At 73.1% G+C, this 16,005-nt stretch carries 15 protein-coding genes and 1 pseudogene; 10 read left to right on the top strand and 6 right to left on the bottom strand.

Features of this window, described 5'->3' with window-relative positions; all coding sequences use genetic code 11:
- Positions 1-469: 469 nt before the first annotated feature.
- The 4 genes from ACFVWU_RS34255 to ACFVWU_RS34240 all read left to right on the top strand — a co-directional run bounded on the left by ACFVWU_RS34255 (position 470) and on the right by ACFVWU_RS34240 (position 4,768).
- Complete coding sequence (locus ACFVWU_RS34255; protein ID WP_387628077.1) at positions 470-1,744, top strand: endonuclease/exonuclease/phosphatase family protein; 1,275 nt, start codon at positions 470-472, stop codon at positions 1,742-1,744.
- 14 nt (positions 1,745-1,758) lie between these two features.
- Positions 1,759-3,750 (top strand): phosphocholine-specific phospholipase C, encoded by a 1,992-nt coding sequence (locus ACFVWU_RS34250; protein ID WP_387628076.1) that lies wholly within the window; start codon positions 1,759-1,761, stop codon positions 3,748-3,750.
- Between the two features lie 90 nt (positions 3,751-3,840).
- A complete protein-coding gene (locus ACFVWU_RS34245; protein ID WP_387628074.1) occupies positions 3,841-4,314 on the top strand; it encodes a VOC family protein in 474 nt (157 codons plus the stop codon).
- Between the two features lie 4 nt (positions 4,315-4,318).
- A complete protein-coding gene (locus ACFVWU_RS34240; RefSeq protein WP_387628071.1) occupies positions 4,319-4,768 on the top strand; it encodes an SRPBCC family protein in 450 nt (149 codons plus the stop codon).
- Between the two features lie 29 nt (positions 4,769-4,797).
- Here ACFVWU_RS34240 and ACFVWU_RS34235 read toward each other — a convergent pair whose 3' ends face one another.
- Positions 4,798-6,063, bottom strand: coding sequence for an aromatic acid exporter family protein (locus ACFVWU_RS34235; RefSeq protein WP_387628070.1), 1,266 nt, complete (start codon positions 6,061-6,063; stop codon positions 4,798-4,800).
- 105 nt (positions 6,064-6,168) lie between these two features.
- Positions 6,169-6,921, bottom strand: coding sequence for a polyprenol monophosphomannose synthase (locus tag ACFVWU_RS34230; RefSeq protein ID WP_387628067.1), 753 nt, complete (start codon positions 6,919-6,921; stop codon positions 6,169-6,171).
- A gap of 230 nt (positions 6,922-7,151) precedes the next feature.
- On the opposite strand from ACFVWU_RS34230, the gene ACFVWU_RS34225 reads away from it, so the two are divergent.
- The gene (locus ACFVWU_RS34225) at positions 7,152-7,928 is read left to right on the top strand and encodes a hypothetical protein (protein ID WP_387628065.1); all 777 of its coding nucleotides are present in this window, start codon (positions 7,152-7,154) and stop codon (positions 7,926-7,928) included.
- A 31-nt stretch (positions 7,929-7,959) separates the two neighbouring features.
- Here ACFVWU_RS34225 and ACFVWU_RS34220 read toward each other — a convergent pair whose 3' ends face one another.
- Positions 7,960-9,525, bottom strand: coding sequence for a N,N-dimethylformamidase beta subunit family domain-containing protein (locus ACFVWU_RS34220; protein ID WP_387628063.1), 1,566 nt, complete (start codon positions 9,523-9,525; stop codon positions 7,960-7,962).
- Between the two features lie 362 nt (positions 9,526-9,887).
- Here ACFVWU_RS34220 and ACFVWU_RS34215 point away from each other — a divergent pair, with 362 nt between their 5' ends.
- The gene (locus ACFVWU_RS34215; protein ID WP_387628061.1) at positions 9,888-11,828 is read left to right on the top strand and encodes an amino acid transporter; all 1,941 of its coding nucleotides are present in this window, start codon (positions 9,888-9,890) and stop codon (positions 11,826-11,828) included.
- A 36-nt stretch (positions 11,829-11,864) separates the two neighbouring features.
- Here the strand turns inward: ACFVWU_RS34215 and ACFVWU_RS34210 are convergent, their stop codons facing one another.
- Positions 11,865-12,134: a GlsB/YeaQ/YmgE family stress response membrane protein gene (locus tag ACFVWU_RS34210; protein ID WP_387628060.1), complete on the bottom strand. Its 270-nt coding sequence runs from the start codon at positions 12,132-12,134 to the stop codon at positions 11,865-11,867.
- A gap of 253 nt (positions 12,135-12,387) precedes the next feature.
- On the opposite strand from ACFVWU_RS34210, the gene ACFVWU_RS34205 reads away from it, so the two are divergent.
- Positions 12,388-12,753 (top strand): hypothetical protein, encoded by a 366-nt coding sequence (locus ACFVWU_RS34205; protein WP_387628058.1) that lies wholly within the window; start codon positions 12,388-12,390, stop codon positions 12,751-12,753.
- 14 nt (positions 12,754-12,767) lie between these two features.
- On the opposite strand, the gene ACFVWU_RS34200 is transcribed toward ACFVWU_RS34205, so the two are convergent.
- Entirely contained in the window at positions 12,768-13,568 is an 801-nt protein-coding gene (locus tag ACFVWU_RS34200) for a HEAT repeat domain-containing protein (protein ID WP_387628056.1), read from the bottom strand.
- 42 nt (positions 13,569-13,610) lie between these two features.
- Positions 13,611-14,330 carry a TetR/AcrR family transcriptional regulator gene (locus ACFVWU_RS34195; protein ID WP_387628053.1) on the bottom strand — a complete coding sequence of 240 codons (720 nt, stop codon included), beginning with the start codon at positions 14,328-14,330 and terminating at the stop codon, positions 13,611-13,613.
- 112 nt (positions 14,331-14,442) lie between these two features.
- Here ACFVWU_RS34195 and ACFVWU_RS34190 point away from each other — a divergent pair.
- The 3 genes and pseudogenes from ACFVWU_RS34190 to ACFVWU_RS34180 all read left to right on the top strand — a co-directional run.
- Positions 14,443-14,616, top strand: a pseudogene (locus ACFVWU_RS34190) (FAD-dependent oxidoreductase); the annotation flags it as partial.
- Positions 14,617-14,669: 53 nt separating this feature from the next.
- Positions 14,670-14,984: a hypothetical protein gene (locus tag ACFVWU_RS34185; RefSeq protein WP_387628080.1), complete on the top strand. Its 315-nt coding sequence runs from the start codon at positions 14,670-14,672 to the stop codon at positions 14,982-14,984.
- 332 nt (positions 14,985-15,316) lie between these two features.
- Positions 15,317-15,973, top strand: a complete 657-nt coding sequence (locus ACFVWU_RS34180) for a CBS domain-containing protein (RefSeq protein ID WP_387628050.1) — start codon at positions 15,317-15,319, stop codon at positions 15,971-15,973.
- The last annotated feature ends 32 nt before the right edge of the window (positions 15,974-16,005 follow it).

The raw sequence follows: 16,005 nt of genomic DNA, 5'->3' as shown, positions 1-16,005 counted from the left end.
GGCCCCTCCCCGCCCCGCGGCCCGGGCGGGGGACCCCCCCCCCGCCCGGCGGGCCCCCGCCGCATCGCCCCCCCCGGCCCCTCCGCATGCCCTGGCGATGCCCTGACGATGGTTCTGCCACGGAGTTCCCGAACCGCCCGACGCTGCGTCACGCGGCGTTCATGCCCTGGTCGCCGGTCTTCGGGTGAATGAGGCCGCCCGCAGTTGTACAGCCAACTGTGGGCGTTCTCCCTCCCAACCTCCGTGACCAGCCGCGCGCGGCCCCGGCACCGTCCCCCGGCGGACCGGGCCCGCTGGCGGCGGACAGGACAACCGTGGCCGCAGGCAGCGCCCTGACCCTGACCTCATCCAGCAGCCCCGCCGAAGGCGACCGGCTCGGCTTCCACTGGACCACCGACGCTCCCGACGCCAAGAACTGGGTCGGCATCTACGACGGCAGCCGCCAGCCCGGCACCGGCTCCTCGCTGCTGTGGAAGTACACCCCCGGCACCTCGGGCGACGTCGAGCTCGACACCTCCGCGCTGACCGGCGGCCCGTACACCGCCTACCTGCTCGCCAAGGACGGCTACGGCATCCTCGCCCAGACCGCCCCGTTCAGCTTCCGGCCCAAGCCCGCCGTGGTCCGCCCGCACGCCGCCGTCGACTCGTTCACCGCCACCCCCGTCGCCCCGGGCGCGGCCGTGCGGATCAAGCTCGGCGGCCTCTGGTCCCGCCCGGCCGGCAACGCCCCCGGCTCCGCCGCCTACCGCAAGATCGGCGGCGCGGCCTGGGCCTCGGTCGGCGCCGACGGCACGCTCACCGGCACCGCGCCCGCCACCCCCGGCCGGAACCCCGAGCTGGTCGTGGTCGGCGTCAAGGACGGCACCGGCGCCACCGACACCCTCACCGTCCTGGTCCCGGTCGCGGACCCGGCCGCCCCGCCCCGGCTGAAGACCGCCAGCTGGAACCTGCACGACGCCGGTGCCGGCTACGCCGACGCGCTGGAGAAGCAGCTGTCCTCGCCCAGGGCCTGGACGTGCTCGCCCTGCAGGAGACGGCCGGCGAGCGGGCCAAGACCCTGGCCGACGCGCTCGGTTGGTACGCCCACCAGAGCCCGGGCAGCGTCGGCATCCTCAGCCGCCACCCGCTCACCGACCTCACCCCGGCCACCGCCGAGCTGCCCGCCGTCGCCGCCACCGTCCAGCTGCCCGGCGGCCGCAGCGTCCGCTTCTGGGCCGCGCACCTCGACGAGGCGGGCTACGGCCCGTACGCCGTGCAGGACGGCGGCACCGCCGCCCAGGTGACGGCCGCCGAGAACGCCTCGACGCGCCTCAAGCAGGCCAAGGCGCTGGCCGAGGCCGTGCGCGCGGACCTCGCCCGGCACCTCCCGGTGGTGCTGGCCGGCGCGCTCTCCTCGCCCTCCCACCTGGACTGGACGGCCGCCACCGCCGCCGCCCACAACGGAGTCGGCGCGCTCGACTGGCCGGTCACCGCCGCCCTGCAGGCCGTGGGGCTGACCGACAGCTTCCGCGAGGAGAACCGCGACCCGGTCAAGAACCCGGGCACCACCTGGTCGCCCACCCGCAAGCGGCGCGGCGACCGGCCCGAGCCGCAGGACCGCATCGACTACGTCCAGTACGCCGGCCCGCTGAAGCTGGTCGAGGCGCACACCCTGGTCGCCGACTGGCCGCAGCCCGAGCCGAACGCCGCCGCCAACGAGTGGCCCTCCGACACCGCCGCCGCCGTCGCCACCTTCCAGCTCTGAGAGGCCAGTTCGTGATGCCCGAGCTCTCCCGCCGCACCTTCGTCGGCGCCACCGCGGCCGTCGGCGCCACCGCCCTGACCGGCCTGTCCGCCGCCCCGGCCGAGGCCGCCCCCGCCGCCGACGAGCGGCCCGGCGCCGCCCTCACCGGCACCATCAAGGACGTCAAGCACGTCGTCGTCCTGATGCAGGAGAACCGCAGTTTTGACCACTACTTCGGCACGCTGGGCGGCGTGCGCGGCTTCGGCGACAAGCAGGCGCTCCAGTTCCCGGACGGCACCGACGTGTTCCGCCAGCCCGACAGCCGCCGCAGCGACGGCGGGGCGATGCTGCCGTACCGGATGGACACCGCCAAGTACAACGCGCAGAACGCCGGCGGCCTCGCCCACGACTGGGCGACCGGCCACCAGGCCATCAACAACGGCGCGATGAACAAGTGGATCGCCGCCAAGGGCGAGCGCACCATGGGCTACTTCACCCGGGATGACATCCCCTACCAGTACGCCCTGGCCGACGCGTTCACCATCTGCGACGCCTACTTCACCTCGCTGGCCGGCCCCACCGACCCCAACCGGCTCTACCTGTGGACCGGCACCGCCGGCCCCGGCCGCGACGGCACCACCGGCCCCTGGATCGACAACACCCCGGTCACCGACAACCCCGTCGCCGACTGGACCACCTACGCCGAGCGCCTGGAGGCGGCCGGCGTCAGCTGGCGGGTGTACCACAACCCCAGCAAGGACGACCGCACCGGCGACTACGACGACAACGCCCTCTCCTACTTCAAGCAGTTCCACAACTTCCCGCACGACGACCCGCGTTACATCAACGCGATGACCAAGTTCGACCCCACCGACTTCGACCGCCACTGCAAGGACGGCACCCTGCCGACCGTCTCCTGGCTGGTCGCGCCCTACCTGTTCTCCGAGCACCCGGAGGCCGGACCGGCCTACGGCGCGCACTGGGTCAACCAGGCGCTGCAGTCGCTGATGTCCAACCCGGAGGTCTGGCGGCACACCGTCTTCCTGGTCATGTACGACGAGAACGACGGCTACTTCGACCACATGGTCCCGCCCACCCCCGAGCCCGGCACCCCCGAGGAGTTCACCCACGGGCGCGCCATCGGCCTCGGCAACCGCGTCCCGCTCTGGGTGGTCTCGCCCTGGTCGCGCGGCGGCTGGGTCAACTCCCAGGTCTTCGACCACACCTCGGTGCTGCGCTTCATGGAGCTGGTCACCGGCGTGGCCGAGCCCAACATCTCGGCCTGGCGCCGATCCGTCTGCGGCGACCTCACCAGCTGCTTCGACTTCGCCGCCCCGGACCACTCGCTGCCGAAGCTGCCCGACACCAACGCCCTGATGGCCAGGGCCGACGCGGGCACCAAGCTGCCCGGCGTCGCCCTCCCGGCGATCGGCGCCCAGTCCATGCCCGTCCAGGAGCGCGGCGAGCGCCCGCACCGCCCGCTGCCGTACCAGCCGTGGGCCGACGTGTCGGTGGACCGCACGACCGGCAAGGTCAGCTGCGTCATGAGCAACGACGGCTCGGTGGCCTTCCCGTACACCGTCTACCCGAACATCCTGCTCCCCTTCGCGGGCACGCCGTACACCGTCGCCCCCGGCGCCAGCGCGACGTACGTCTGGGACGCGGCCGCCACCGACGGCCGTTACGACTTCACCGTGCACGGCCCGGACGGCTTCGTGCGCCGCTTCGCCGGCACGGTGGTCCGCGACGGGCAGGACGGGCAGAACGACATCGGTGTGCCGATCGTCACCGCCGACCTGCACGGCAGCCTGAAGCTCACCCTCCAGGTCGCCAACGACGGGATGACCGACGTGGCCTTCACCGCCGCGCCCAACGACTTCGCGGGCACCGCGCAGACCGTCTGGGTCAGGCCCGGCAAGCAGGCCAACCTGTCCTGGCCGCTGGACAAGCAGGGCCGCTACGACGTCGTCGTCACCGCCCACACCGGCCAGCGCTTCGTGCAGCGCTACGCGGGCTGGGTGCACTGACCGAGGGCCGGCCCGGCCGGGGGCGCCGATCCGGTGACCCCCGGCCGTGGCTCGGCCACCGCGACAGGGCCCGCCGCTACCGTCGGGCGCATGCAGAAAATCACCACTTTCCTCTGGTTCGACGACCGCGCCGAAGAGGCAGCCCTCTTCTACACCTCGCTGTTCCCCGACTCCGGCATCACCAGGGTCACCCGCTACGGCGAGGCCGGCCCCGGCCCGGCCGGCTCGGTGATGACCGTGGAGTTCGAACTCGTCGGCCGGGAGTACACGGCGCTCAACGGCGGCCCCGAGTTCACCTTCACCGAGGCGATCTCGCTCCAGGTGGAGTGCGAGGACCAGCAGGAGATCGACGAACTCTGGGCCAAGCTCACCGCCGACGGCGGCCAGGAGGGCCCGTGCGGCTGGCTCAAGGACCGCTACGGCCTCTCCTGGCAGATCACGCCGCGTGTCCTGATCGACCTGATCGCCGACCCGGACCGGGCCAAGGCCGACCGCGTGATGGCGACCATGCTGCGGATGCGGAAGATCGAGATCCAGCCGCTGCTCGACGCGGCCAGGGGCTGAGGCCGTGACCGCCTTCAGCCACCGCGGCATCGTCTACCTGCGCGCCACGCCCGAACGGGTCTGGCACGCGCTCACCAACGCCGACGAGTCGGGCCTCTACTGGGGCCACCGCAACGTCTCCACCTGGCTGCCCGGCGCGCCCTGGGAGCACCAGCGCGGCGACGACTCCGGGATCGCCGACGTGATCGGCATCGTCGAGGCCGCCGAGCGCCCGCACCGGCTGGTCACCAGCTGGGCCGGGCCGGAGGAGCAGCGCCCGGCCGGGCCCTCCAGGGTCAGCTTCGACATCCAGGCCTGGCGGGACCTCACCCGGCTCACCGTCACCCACGAGAACCTCGCCGACGAGGCCGAACGGGCGGACGTCGAACAGGGCTGGTCGGCGGTGCTGTCCAACCTCAAGACCTACCTGGAGACCGGGCACCCGCTGCCGCAGCAGCCCTGGCTGATGCCCTGACGTCCTGATCTCCCGGGCCCGCGGCAGGATCAGTGCCCGGCCTCCGCCGCCGGGCGCTCCGCCTGGGCGGACGTCCGACGGCCGGGCCCCCGCTCGCCCCGGACGTAGCGGCGCAGCCCGGCGAACCGGGAGAACCGCTCGCGGTTCGCCACCGAGGCCCGGTCGAGCTCCTCCATCAGCCGCCGACTGCGGTGCTCCAGGTCCAGTTCGTCCAGGATCCGGTCCATCTCGGCCAGCATCGAGCCGTGCAGCTGCCAGGCCTCCGGGTGCTCCTGGACCCTGCGCAGCAGCGCCTGGGCGACGTTCTCCCGGCAGGCCCAGGCCGCCGCCAGTTCCGCGGTCAGCCGCTCCTCGGCCTCCTCGGCGTTGCGGCTCACCTGGGTGGTGACCAGCACCGCGAAGCTGACCATCGCCCCGCCGACGTGCGCCAGCAGTTCCTCCAGCCCGACCGCGACATCCGGCGGGAAGAGCCGCTCGCCGGGCCCGCGCCGCTTGGCCAGGTCGGTGAGCGAGCGGGCCAGCACCCGGATCACCACCACGCAGATCTCCAGCGTGTCCAGCCCGGTGCGCAGCACCAGCCGGGAGAGCAGCCCCTCGCTGATCCGGGGGTTGAACCGCAGGCTGTCCTCGGCCTGGCGCAGCGCCGCGTCCACCTCGGTGATCGCCTGGTCGAGCCGGCGGGCCTCGTGCAGCCGCTCGGCGGCCCGGGCCACCGGGATGGGGCGGCCCAGCTCCTCGGAGATGTCCAGCAGCAGCTTCCGGGCCCGCCGGGCGAGGTCCTCGATCGACTCCCCGGCGGTGTCGACCCAGACAGGTGGGGCGAAGAGCAGGTTGAACAGCAGGCCGACGGCCGCGCCGATCAGCGTCTCCAGCACCCGGTCCCAGGCCTGCGAGGCCAGTTTGGTGACGCCCAGGATCAGCATCGCGCTGATCGCGACCTCCTGGACGAACTCCTCGACCCGGACGAACCGGCCGATGGTCAGGGAGGCCAGGATGATCAGCCCGAGGCTCCACCAGGAGAGCCCGACCACGGCGCTGAAGCCGATCGCGATCAGCACCCCGACCACCACCGAGTTGACCCGGCGGATGCTGGTCTTGAGCGTCGAGTAGACGGTGACCTGGACCACCAGCAGCGCGGTCAGCGGCGCCGTCAGCGGCGCGGGCTCACTGCTGAGCCGGGTGGCCACCGCGTAGGAGAGGGTGGCGGCCACGGTGGCCCGCACGGTCTGGACGACGAAGGGCTCTCGGGCGCCACGGCGGACCAGGGTCGTGAAGGACTCCGGGAGAAGGGCCATGACGGCCTTCTTTCCCCGCGGCCGCCGCTGACACCGCCACCCGGCCGTCCTACTACCCGGATGACCGCGCCGGAGGCGCCGGTCGTTCCGTTCGGTCCGTCGGCGTCAGCCGAGCTCGCCGGGGTCGTTCTCGCGGTTGAAGCGCAGCTTCCAGGGCGCGAGCGCGGACTCGACCTGCACCCCGATGCTCATCTTCGAGGCGCCCTCGATCCGCTCCTCGAAGCGGATCGGCACCTCGCGGATGGTCAGCCCGCGCTGGATGACCCGGTAGTTCATCTCGACCTGGAACGAGTAGCCGTTGCTCCGCACGGTCGGCAGGTCGATGGCCCGCAGAGTGGTGGCCCGCCAGGCCTTGAAGCCGGCGGTGGCGTCCCGCACGCCCAGGCCGAGGATCGCGTTGACGTAGAAGTTGGCCCAGGCGGAGAGCGCCTTGCGGTGCCAGGGCCACTCGGCGGCGGTCGAGCCGCCGGGCACGTAGCGGGAGCCGAGCACCACGGCGGTGTCGTCGGTGAGCAGGGCCCGCACCATCGCGGGTATCGCGGAGGCGGGGTGGGAGAGGTCGGCGTCCATCTGGACCACGACGTCGGCGCCCTCGTCCAGGGCTCGGGCCATGCCGGCCAGGTAGGCGCGGCCGAGGCCGTTCTTCTCGGTGCGGTGCAGCACGCCGACGGTGCCGCCGGAGTCGGCGGCGAGCTTCTCGGCGATCTCGCCGGTGCCGTCGGGGGAGTTGTCGTCGACCACGAGCAGGTGCAGGTTCTCCAGCGGGAGTTCCGCGAGGAGCCCGGCGAGGACCGGAAGGTTCTCCCGCTCGTTGTACGTGGGGACGACGACAACGACCTTGGGGGAGGCCTCGACCATGTTCTGTTTCCCTCGTGCCCTCGCCGGCCGGCACCTGGCCACACCGGTCGGTTGTTCTGGACGACCTGCGCTGCTGTTAGACCGTGTGAGTGTAGCCGGGCCGATGGCCTCCTCCCGCCCGGGGCGCCCGGCCGGGGCCGCCCCACCGGGGACCGGAAACCAGTTCGACTGAGATCGGCCGCTGTGGCAGGCTTCCGGCTCGTCCCGAACGGCCGACCCGGAGCATTCCTTTGACGATTCGTCGTACCGCCCTGCCCCTCACCGCGCTGCCCGTCACCGCCCTGGCCCTCGCGCTCACGGCCGTCGCGGGCTGCGGTCCGGAGGGTTCGGCGCACCCGGCCGCGAGCCCCGCCGTCGGGGCCCCCGCGGACGCCGCGGGGGCGTTCGACCCGGAGGTGGCGGTGGCGCACGCCGATCCGGCGCCGTACGCCGCGAGTCTGAAGCTGACAACCACGGCGGGCGAGGGGGACGAGCGGGTGCTCATGGACATGAGCGGCCGGGTCAACGTCAACACTCCGACCCTCGGCAGCCACGTGGAGGGGACGACCACCGTCGGCGGGTTCCTCACCCTGAACTCGACGGAGTCGCTGACCGTGGACGGCACCACGTACATGCGCGACAAGGCGAAGGGCACGCCCTGGAAGAAGGCCCCGTCCACCGGGGACGACGGCGCCGACAGCAACCACTACGGCGGGTACGCCAAGGTGCTGCTGGCCGCCGGCCCCTCCGCCCGCAAGGGCATGGAGTCCGAGGGCGGTGTCCCGGTGTTCCACCTGGCCGCGCACCTGTCGGTGGAGCAGGTGCGCCGCGCGGACCCGTCGAACGCCGAGCGGATGGCCTCCAACGGCGTGGACGGGCTCGACTACCAACTGTGGATCGACCGGCTCGGCCGCCCGGTGCGGGGCGAGCAGTCGATGACGGTGAACGGCAAGCTGACCGTGGTCAAGGGCGTCTACTCGGACTTCGGCCCGCCGGAGACCTTCGTCCCGCCGATCACGGCGGGCTGAACCGGGCCCACCGGCCGTCCCGCCGGGCCCGCTACGCCGTGCCGTAGACGGTGGCGAGGTTGTCCTGGGCGGGGTGGGTGCGACCGGCCGGTCCGGCGGCGAAGGCGCGCAGGACGTTCTCGGTGGCCTTGCGGACCACGTCCCCGGCGTGCGAGTCGATGCCGTGGTCGGCCTTGCCGCCGCCGGGTCCGCGCGCGTCCAGCGCCTCCACCCAGCGCATCGTCCCGGTGGCGAAGACCCCGGCGCCGCTCGGCACGGTGTAGTAGGCGGTGTCGGAGTGGGAGCGGCGCCCCTCGCAGACCACGGGGGAGTGGGCGATCACCTCGATCGGGCGCGGGGTGGGGAAGCCGGTGTTCACCCGGTCGTACTCGACGCCGACCAGGTGCGGGAAGGAGGCCCCGGCCGCGACGCCCGTCCCCTCGAAGACCCAGTGTCCGGGCGAGGTGACCACGTACGGGGCGTCCACCGGGTAGCCGTCGTAGATCACGCCGAGCATCGAGCTCTCCGGGTCGGCGCCCGGGCCGACCCGGAAGTCGGTGGTCGCCGGGGCGCCGGCCTGGTGGCCCGGGTCCTGTGCCCAGGCGTCCTTGTAACAGACCACCGTGCGGTCCGGGCCGAGCCCGGTGGGCTCGAAGCGGACCCGGCGGTAGCAGCAGTTGGCGCCCAGGATCGCCAGGTTGGTCCCGGCGTCGCGGGCCGCGACCACGTTGGCGCGCTGCTCGGGGGACCAGTACTCGTCGTGGCCGAGCGAGAGGACGGCGCCGGCGCCGCGCAGCAGCCCCGGGTCGCGGGCCACGTCGATCCCGGTGGTGTACGCGAGCGGCAGCCCGAGCCGCTCGGCGAGCGCGATCAGCGGCGCCTCGTAGACCAGGAACAGCCCGGCGCCGTGGTCGTAGTCGTACGGCCGGTCGAAGACGACCCGCAGCGAGCGGGTGGCGAGGGTTCCGGTCGGGCCGTTGTAGAGGCTGTAGCCGCCCCACTCGTTGTAGGCCTGCCAGGTCGCCGGGGCGCTCATGACCACGGTCCTTCCGGCGGTGCTCGCCGAGCGGACGGTGAGCGGGACGTAGCGCCGGCCGGGGCCGCCCTCGACGTCCAGCCGCAGCAGGTAGGCGCCCTCGGGCCAGTCGGCGGTGTCCACGGCGAGGGTGCGCTGCCAGTCGGTCAGCACCGTGCGGGTGGTCTGGTCGACGTGCGGCGCGGCCTGCTTGGTGCCGGGGACGTGCTCGCGGCGCCAGACCAGGCGGGCGCGGGCGCCGTCGTACCACCCCATCCGGTACGCGGAGACGGTGAAGGCGGAGGCGGCGGTGGAGACGTGCAGGCCGAAGGACTCGCCGGGCAGCACGCTGACCCGGTCGGCGAAGCCCTCGATGGCGTCGGCCGGGCCGGGGTCGGTGATCTCCCAGTCGGGGTTGCCGGGCTGGGACTGCTCGCTCTTCAGGCCGACGTGCTGGGCGGTGGTGGGCCCGGCCGTGCGAGGGGTGCCCTGGGAGTCGGGCGTAGGGTTCGGGGCCGCGTCCGGGTGGCGGGTCCCGCAGGAGGTGACGGCGGCCGCCATCAGCCCAAGGCCCAGAATCCCCCGCCGGCTCGGTTCCGCCACCGCGGCCTCCTCGTCGTCCATCGCTGCGCGCCCGCGGCGCGTCAACCTCGTGGGGCCGCATCAACCCCGTGCGCCAACCCCGTGCGTCAACGCGCGCGGACATCCTCACCCGTTTCGGGCAGTTCATGCCGACCGCCGCGCCGGGGCCGCGACCACGGCCGGACAGCGGCCGCGACCCCGGAGGGCCGTACGGGCGCACCGTGGCGTGTTGGCCCGCGCGGTTCCCGGGCCGTCGGGGCCAGGTCACCTAGCCTGACCAGGCCCGCCGTCCGGCGGCGACCAGGGGGTCCGGAACCGCGCGCGGCCGGCTGAAGTCGTGGACAGGGGTGCACGTGGTCTCGTCGGGTTCGGCCGAACCGGGAATGGTTCCTCCGACGCGGGGCGCGAGGTTCCGGGAGTGGATGCTGGAAGGCCTGTCGGACATGGCCAAGCAGCACCCCGGCCCGCACGCCCAGGCGCCGCACGAGAAGGGCCAGCGCTGGTGGCGGGTGATGTGCCTGACCGGCCTCGACTACTTCTCCACGCTCGGCTACCAGCCCGGCATCGCCGCCCTCGCGGCAGGCCTGGTATCACCGCTCGCGACCATCGTGCTGGTGCTCGTCACCCTGCTGGGCGCGCTGCCGGTCTACCGGCGGGTGGCCCAGGAGAGCCCGCACGGCGAGGGCTCCATCGCGATGCTGGAGCGACTGCTGTCGTTCTGGCAGGGCAAGCTCTTCGTGCTGACCCTGCTCGGGTTCGCGGCCACCGACTTCATGATCACCATCACCCTGTCGGCCGCCGACGCCACCGCGCACCTGGTGGAGAACCCGCACCTGACCAGCATGCTGAGCGGCAAGCAGGTGACGGTCACGCTGATCCTGGTCGCCCTGCTCGGCGGGGTCTTCCTCAAGGGCTTCAGCGAGGCGATCGGCCTGGCCGTCTTCCTGGTCGGGATCTACCTCGCGCTCAACGTCGTGGTGGTGGCGAACGGGCTCTGGCACGTGCTCAAGGCCCCGCACGTGTTCAGCGACTGGACGGACGCGCTCACCGTCCAGCACGGCAACGCCTTCGCGATGATCGGCGTGGCGCTGATCGTCTTCCCGAAGCTGGCCCTGGGCCTGTCCGGCTTCGAGACCGGCGTCGCGGTGATGCCGCACATCGAGGGCGACCCGGACGACACCGAGGAGAAGCCCACCGGCCGGATCCGGGGTGCGCGCAAGCTCCTCACCACCGCCGCCGCGATCATGAGCGTCTTCCTGATCACCACCAGCTTCATCACCACGCTGCTCATCCCGGCCGACGCCTTCAAGAAGGGTGGCGAGGCCAACGGGCGGGCGCTCGCCTACCTCGCCCACCAGAACCTCGGCACCAGCTTCGGCAGCGTCTACGACCTGTCCACCATCGCCATCCTCTGGTTCGCCGGCGCCTCCGCGATGGCCGGGCTGCTCAACCTGATGCCGCGCTACCTGCCCCGCTACGGCATGGCGCCGCACTGGGCGCGCGCCGTGCGGCCGACCGTCATCGTGCTCACCCTGATCGCCTTCCTGGTCACCTGGATCTTCGACGCCAACGTGGACGCCCAGGGTGGCGCGTACGCGACCGGTGTGCTGGTGCTGATCAGCTCGGCCGCCATCGCCGTCACCATCGCCGCCCGCAAGGCCGGGCAGCGTGGTTGGACGATCGGCTTCGCCGTGATCGCGGCGGTGTTCCTCTACACCACGGGCGCGAACATCGCCGAGCGCCCGGACGGCGTCAAGATCGGCGGTTGCTTCATCGCGGGCATCATGCTGGTCTCCTTCGCCTCCCGGCTCAAGCGGGCCTTCGAGCTGCGCGTCACCGACGTGGTGCTGGACGACGTGGCGGAGCGGTTCGTCCGGGACTACATGCACCGCCCGCTGCGGCTGATCGCCAACGAGCCGAACAGCCGGGACCTCGCCGAGTACCGCGACAAGCTCCGTCAGATCCGCAAGGACAACGACATCCCGGCCGAGGACGACCTGGTCTTCGTCGAGGTCACCGTGCTCGACCCGTCCGAGTTCGAGTCGGTGCTGGACGTGCGCGGCGAGGTGCTGCACGACCGTTACCGGGTGCTGTCCCTGCAGAGCTCCAGCGTGCCCAACGCACTGGCCGCGCTGCTGCTGCAGGTGCGTGACCTCACCGGGCAGCAGCCGCACATCTACTTCGAGTGGACCGAGGGCAACCCCTTCGCCCAGTTCCTGCGGTTCTTCCTGTTCGGGCAGGGCGAGATCGCGCCGGTCACCCGCGAGGTGCTCCGTGAGGCCGAGCCGGACCGCGCCCGGCGGCCCGCGGTACACGTCGGCTGAGCCGGTTCACTCCCTCTCCGTCCGGCGGCCGCCGGGTCAGCGCGGCGGGCGGGACTTGGTCCAGGCGGGCGCGACGAACGCCACCAGGGCGACGGCGAAGCCGAGTTGGAGGATGTGGCGGATCCAGTCGATGCCCGAGGTGTGGCGGACGCCGATCCATCCGGAGACGGCGTTGCCGAGCCAGGCCCCGGCGGCGCCGAGCAGCATGGTCAGCCACCACGGAATCGACTGCGGCCCGCGCAGGATCAGCTTGGCGAGCATGCCCAGCACGAAGCCGATGAGCAGAATCCACAGGAGCTGGAACATCGCGGTCCACCTTCCCGGCGCGGCCGACGGGCACCGGCGCGCCGAATCGCCGAAGACGCGGCTCGTCCCATGATCACCCGGTTCGGCCGAACGGGCATGTCGGGGGAGTGCGACGGCGGCGCGGTCACCGGTGGGCAGCGGCGAGAACGAGCCGCCGGGTGGGCTGGAAAGGCACTGTCCACCGAGTGTTTCGTACCGATAGGAATGAGCGCTGACGCGGACAGACCGCGTCGACCCGAGAGGAGCCGCTCCCGTGACCCGACTTCGTGCCGCCGTCCTCACCCTCGGCTGTACCGCCGCCGCCCTCACCCTGACCATGGGCACCGCCCAGGCGGCGCCCGGCGACACCAGCACCAGCTGCTCCTCCTCGCTGACGCCGGGCGGCTTCGTGGACGTCCAGTGGTGGAACAGCGCCGGCTGCGGCTCAGGGTTCAACCCGAACACCAAGAAGATCATGCAGCTCACCGGCTACCCGGTCGGCACCGTGGTCAACGCCTGTTCGTCCACCTATCCGCCGGCCGGCTGGACGATCGTCAGCAGCTACTACAGCTCCGGCTGCCAGTACTCCTCGGTGCCGAGCTTCAACAACAACTCCTGGCAGCTGAAGCGCGTCTCCTGACGGCTGCCGGGCCGTCAGAACTCCCGGACCGCCTCGACGGCCTCGCGGACCTCCGGATGAGGGTCCTTCGCGAGGCCGTCCAGCAGCTCGGTGACACCAGGGGTGGACCAGCCGAAGACGGCCCAGACCAGTTCCCTGCGCACCCCCGGGTCCGGGTGGTCGGCCAGCCGGGCGAGGAGGTCCACCGGGCCCCGGCGGCGCAGGCCGAAACAGTGCAGGGCGGCTCGCAGCTCTGCCGGGTCGCCCGGCTCGCCCGCCGCCTCGATCCGGGCGAGCAGGACGGGCACGGGCGGCGGCGGGCCGTCCAGCGGGTGCGGGTGACGTTCGCGCATCCGCCGGTCGCCGTACCCGCCGCGCAGGCGGCAGCCCGCACAGGTACAGGGGCGGGTGCCGTGGGCACCCGGGAGGTAGCGCCAGCCCGCGACCTGCGGGACGGCGCGGATCCGGTGCACCTCGCGGGCGCCGATCGCGCGCGGGACGACCACCTCCCAGCCGCGCGGGTCGGCGAGCGCGCCGATCCGCGCGACCGCCTCGGCGGCCGAGAGCCACTTCTGGGCCTCCTTCGCGCGGTCCCGGTAGTGCCCGACCAGCACCTGCTGCTCGTCCTCCAGCCGGACGTGCACGGCGACCAGCGACCCCTTCGGGCCGAACCGGGCCAGCTCGCGCAGCCACTGGTGGGTGAGGGTGTACGAGGGCAGCACCGGGAAGCAGTACACCCCGCGCACACCGCCCTGGCCCCGGCTGTCGGCCCGGATGCCGGCGCGGCGGAGGCGCGGCGCGTTCGCCGCGGCGGTCAGGTGTACGAACATCGCCATGGGCCGGGATGCTAGCCGCTCCCGGGGGCGTTGATCGAGAGGTTATCGGGGCTGCAACGGGTCCGTGCGGCGGCTGATCAGGGCGGCCAGGCCGTCCAGGATGCGCTCCAGGCCGAAGTCCAGGGCCTGGTCGTGCCCGCCCGGCTCGGCCATGGCGGCGGCCAGGGCGGGGTAGCGGTCGGCGTGGCGGTGCACCACGGTGCCGAGGGCGGCGAGGAGTTCGGCCTCGGGGGAGCCGTTCGGGCCGACCGCGCGGGCCTGCTCCGCGATGCCGCGTACGTGCCCGGCGAGCAGCACCGCGGCGTCCATCCGCTCGGCGCCGGTCAGCCCGTGGCCGTCGAGGGCGGCCACCACCCGCTCCAGCCAGGCGAGTTCCCTCGGCCCCGGCACCCGGGGGCCGACGGTGGCGTCCAGCAGCCACGGGTGTCGGGTGAACGATGCGGCCAAGTGGCGTGCCCAGGCGGTGAGTTGCTCCCGCCAGTGGGTGCCCTCGGTGGGCGTCGGCGGCTCGTCGACGGCCGACTCGACCATCAGGGCGATGAGTTCGGTCTTGCCGGGGACGTAGCGGTAGAGCGACATCTTGGTGAAGTCGAGCAGCGCGGCCACCTTCTGCATGGAGACCGCGCCGAGCCCCTCCGCGTCCGCCACCTCGACCCCGGCGGCGGCGATCCGCTCCAGGGTGAGAGCCGGCTTGGGGCCCCGGGTCGGCTTGGCCGGCGGGCCCCAGAGCAGCCGCACCGTGTCGTTCGCCGCCTCGCCCATCGTCCGCTCCCGTTCTGGGGGTTGCCTGTCCGTGCCAACTGTGTCTACCGTACACAGCAATGAATAGTGTCCGCGAGACACAGTTTCTTGATCCTCGGACGGGGTGGTTTCCATGAGTGGTTCCCGGCGCGATTCCCGGCGCACCAAGGTGCTGATCTCGGGCGCGAGCATCGCCGGTCCGGCACTGGCCCACTGGCTGAGCCGGTACGGCTTCGAGGTGACGGTGGTCGAACTCGCCCCGGCGCTGCGCGGCGGCGGGCAGAACGTCGCGGTCTCCTCCAGGGCCGTGATCGAGTCGCCGAAGAGGTACTCGGCGCGGGCGGTGCCACCATCGGCGGCATGGGCACCGGGACGGCGGTGGTGGCCGCGTACGTCCTGGCGGGCGAGCTGGTCCTGGCCGACGGCGACCACCGTGCCGCCTTCGCCCGGTACGAGCGGCTGCTGCGCGACTACGCCCAGGGCTGCCAGAAGGGCGGGGACCGGACCGGCCCGTTCCTGGCGCCGCGCACCGCGACCGGACTACGGCTGCGCAACGCCGTGCTGAACCGGCGGTGGGCGCTGGACAGGATGCTGGAGCTGGGCAAGCAGGTGTCGAGCGTCGAACTTCCGGACTACGGCCAGGCGCCGGCCGGCCGGGTCGGTGCGGCGGGCTGACCCGGCCGCCGTTGTCGAGGAGCGCTTCGACTCGGACGGCCGCCCGGGTGGTGCGGTCCGCGGCCAGGGTGCGGTCCGGGGGCAGGGTGCGGTCCGGGGCGGGCCGCTCGGCCTCCGGCCCCGCCGGGAGGTTGCGCCGTCCGTGGCCCCGGCGCGCCCCGGGACCGCGCGCTCCCGCCCGTCGGGCCCGTGTTCGCGGCTCAGGGTCCTTGGTCCCACCCGTTCAGCCCCTTGGGCCCTGGCGATCCAGGCCGTTCGGGGTCATGCTGCGGGTACCGGCCGGGACGATCCGTGCCCGGTCCGACCAGCACCGTTGGACGAGGTGAACCGGCGTGCGGCATGCCACCGTCGAATCCGTGATGACCAGCCCCGTGGTTCGGGTCGCGCCCGAGACCGGTTTCCGGGAGATCGTCGCGCTGCTGACCGACTACGACATCACCGGGGTGCCGGTGGTGGACCCGCAGGGGCGGCCGCTCGGCGTGGTCTCGGAGGCCGACCTGTTGCGCACCCTGGCCGCGCAGGAGGACCCGGGCAGTCTGCTGCCCGCGCCCGAGTCGGCGCAGGCGGGGCCGGGCGGCGAGGTCACGGCGGCGGACCTGATGACGGCACAGCCGGTCTGCACCACGCCCGACACCAGCGTGGTCGCGGCGGCCCGGCTGATGAGCCGGCACGGGCTGAAGCGGCTGCCGGTGCTGGACGAGGAGGGGCGGGTCCTCGGGATGGTGAGCCGCGGCGACCTGCTGAGGGTGTTCCTGCGCGAGGACCGGGTGATCCGGCGGGAGATCGTCGAGGAGGTGCTCGGCCGGATCGACGGGGTGAGCCCGGCGGAGATCGGGGTGGAGGTGGACCAGGGTCGGGTGGTGCTCAGCGGCACCGTGCCGGAGGCCCACCTGGTGCCGGTCGTGCTGAACCTGTGCCGCTCGGTGGACGGGGTGGTCTCGGTGACCGACCGACTCCGGGCCGGGGGTGCCACCGCGTCGGTCGGTTGATCCGGGCCGCCCGCCCGGCTGTTGCCCCTGCG

The organism is Kitasatospora sp. NPDC058190, assembly GCF_042883685.1.
GTDB lineage: Bacteria > Actinomycetota > Actinomycetes > Streptomycetales > Streptomycetaceae > Kitasatospora.
Note: the sequence above shows the minus strand (reverse complement) of the source record. Positions and strands in the feature narration are given on the sequence as shown.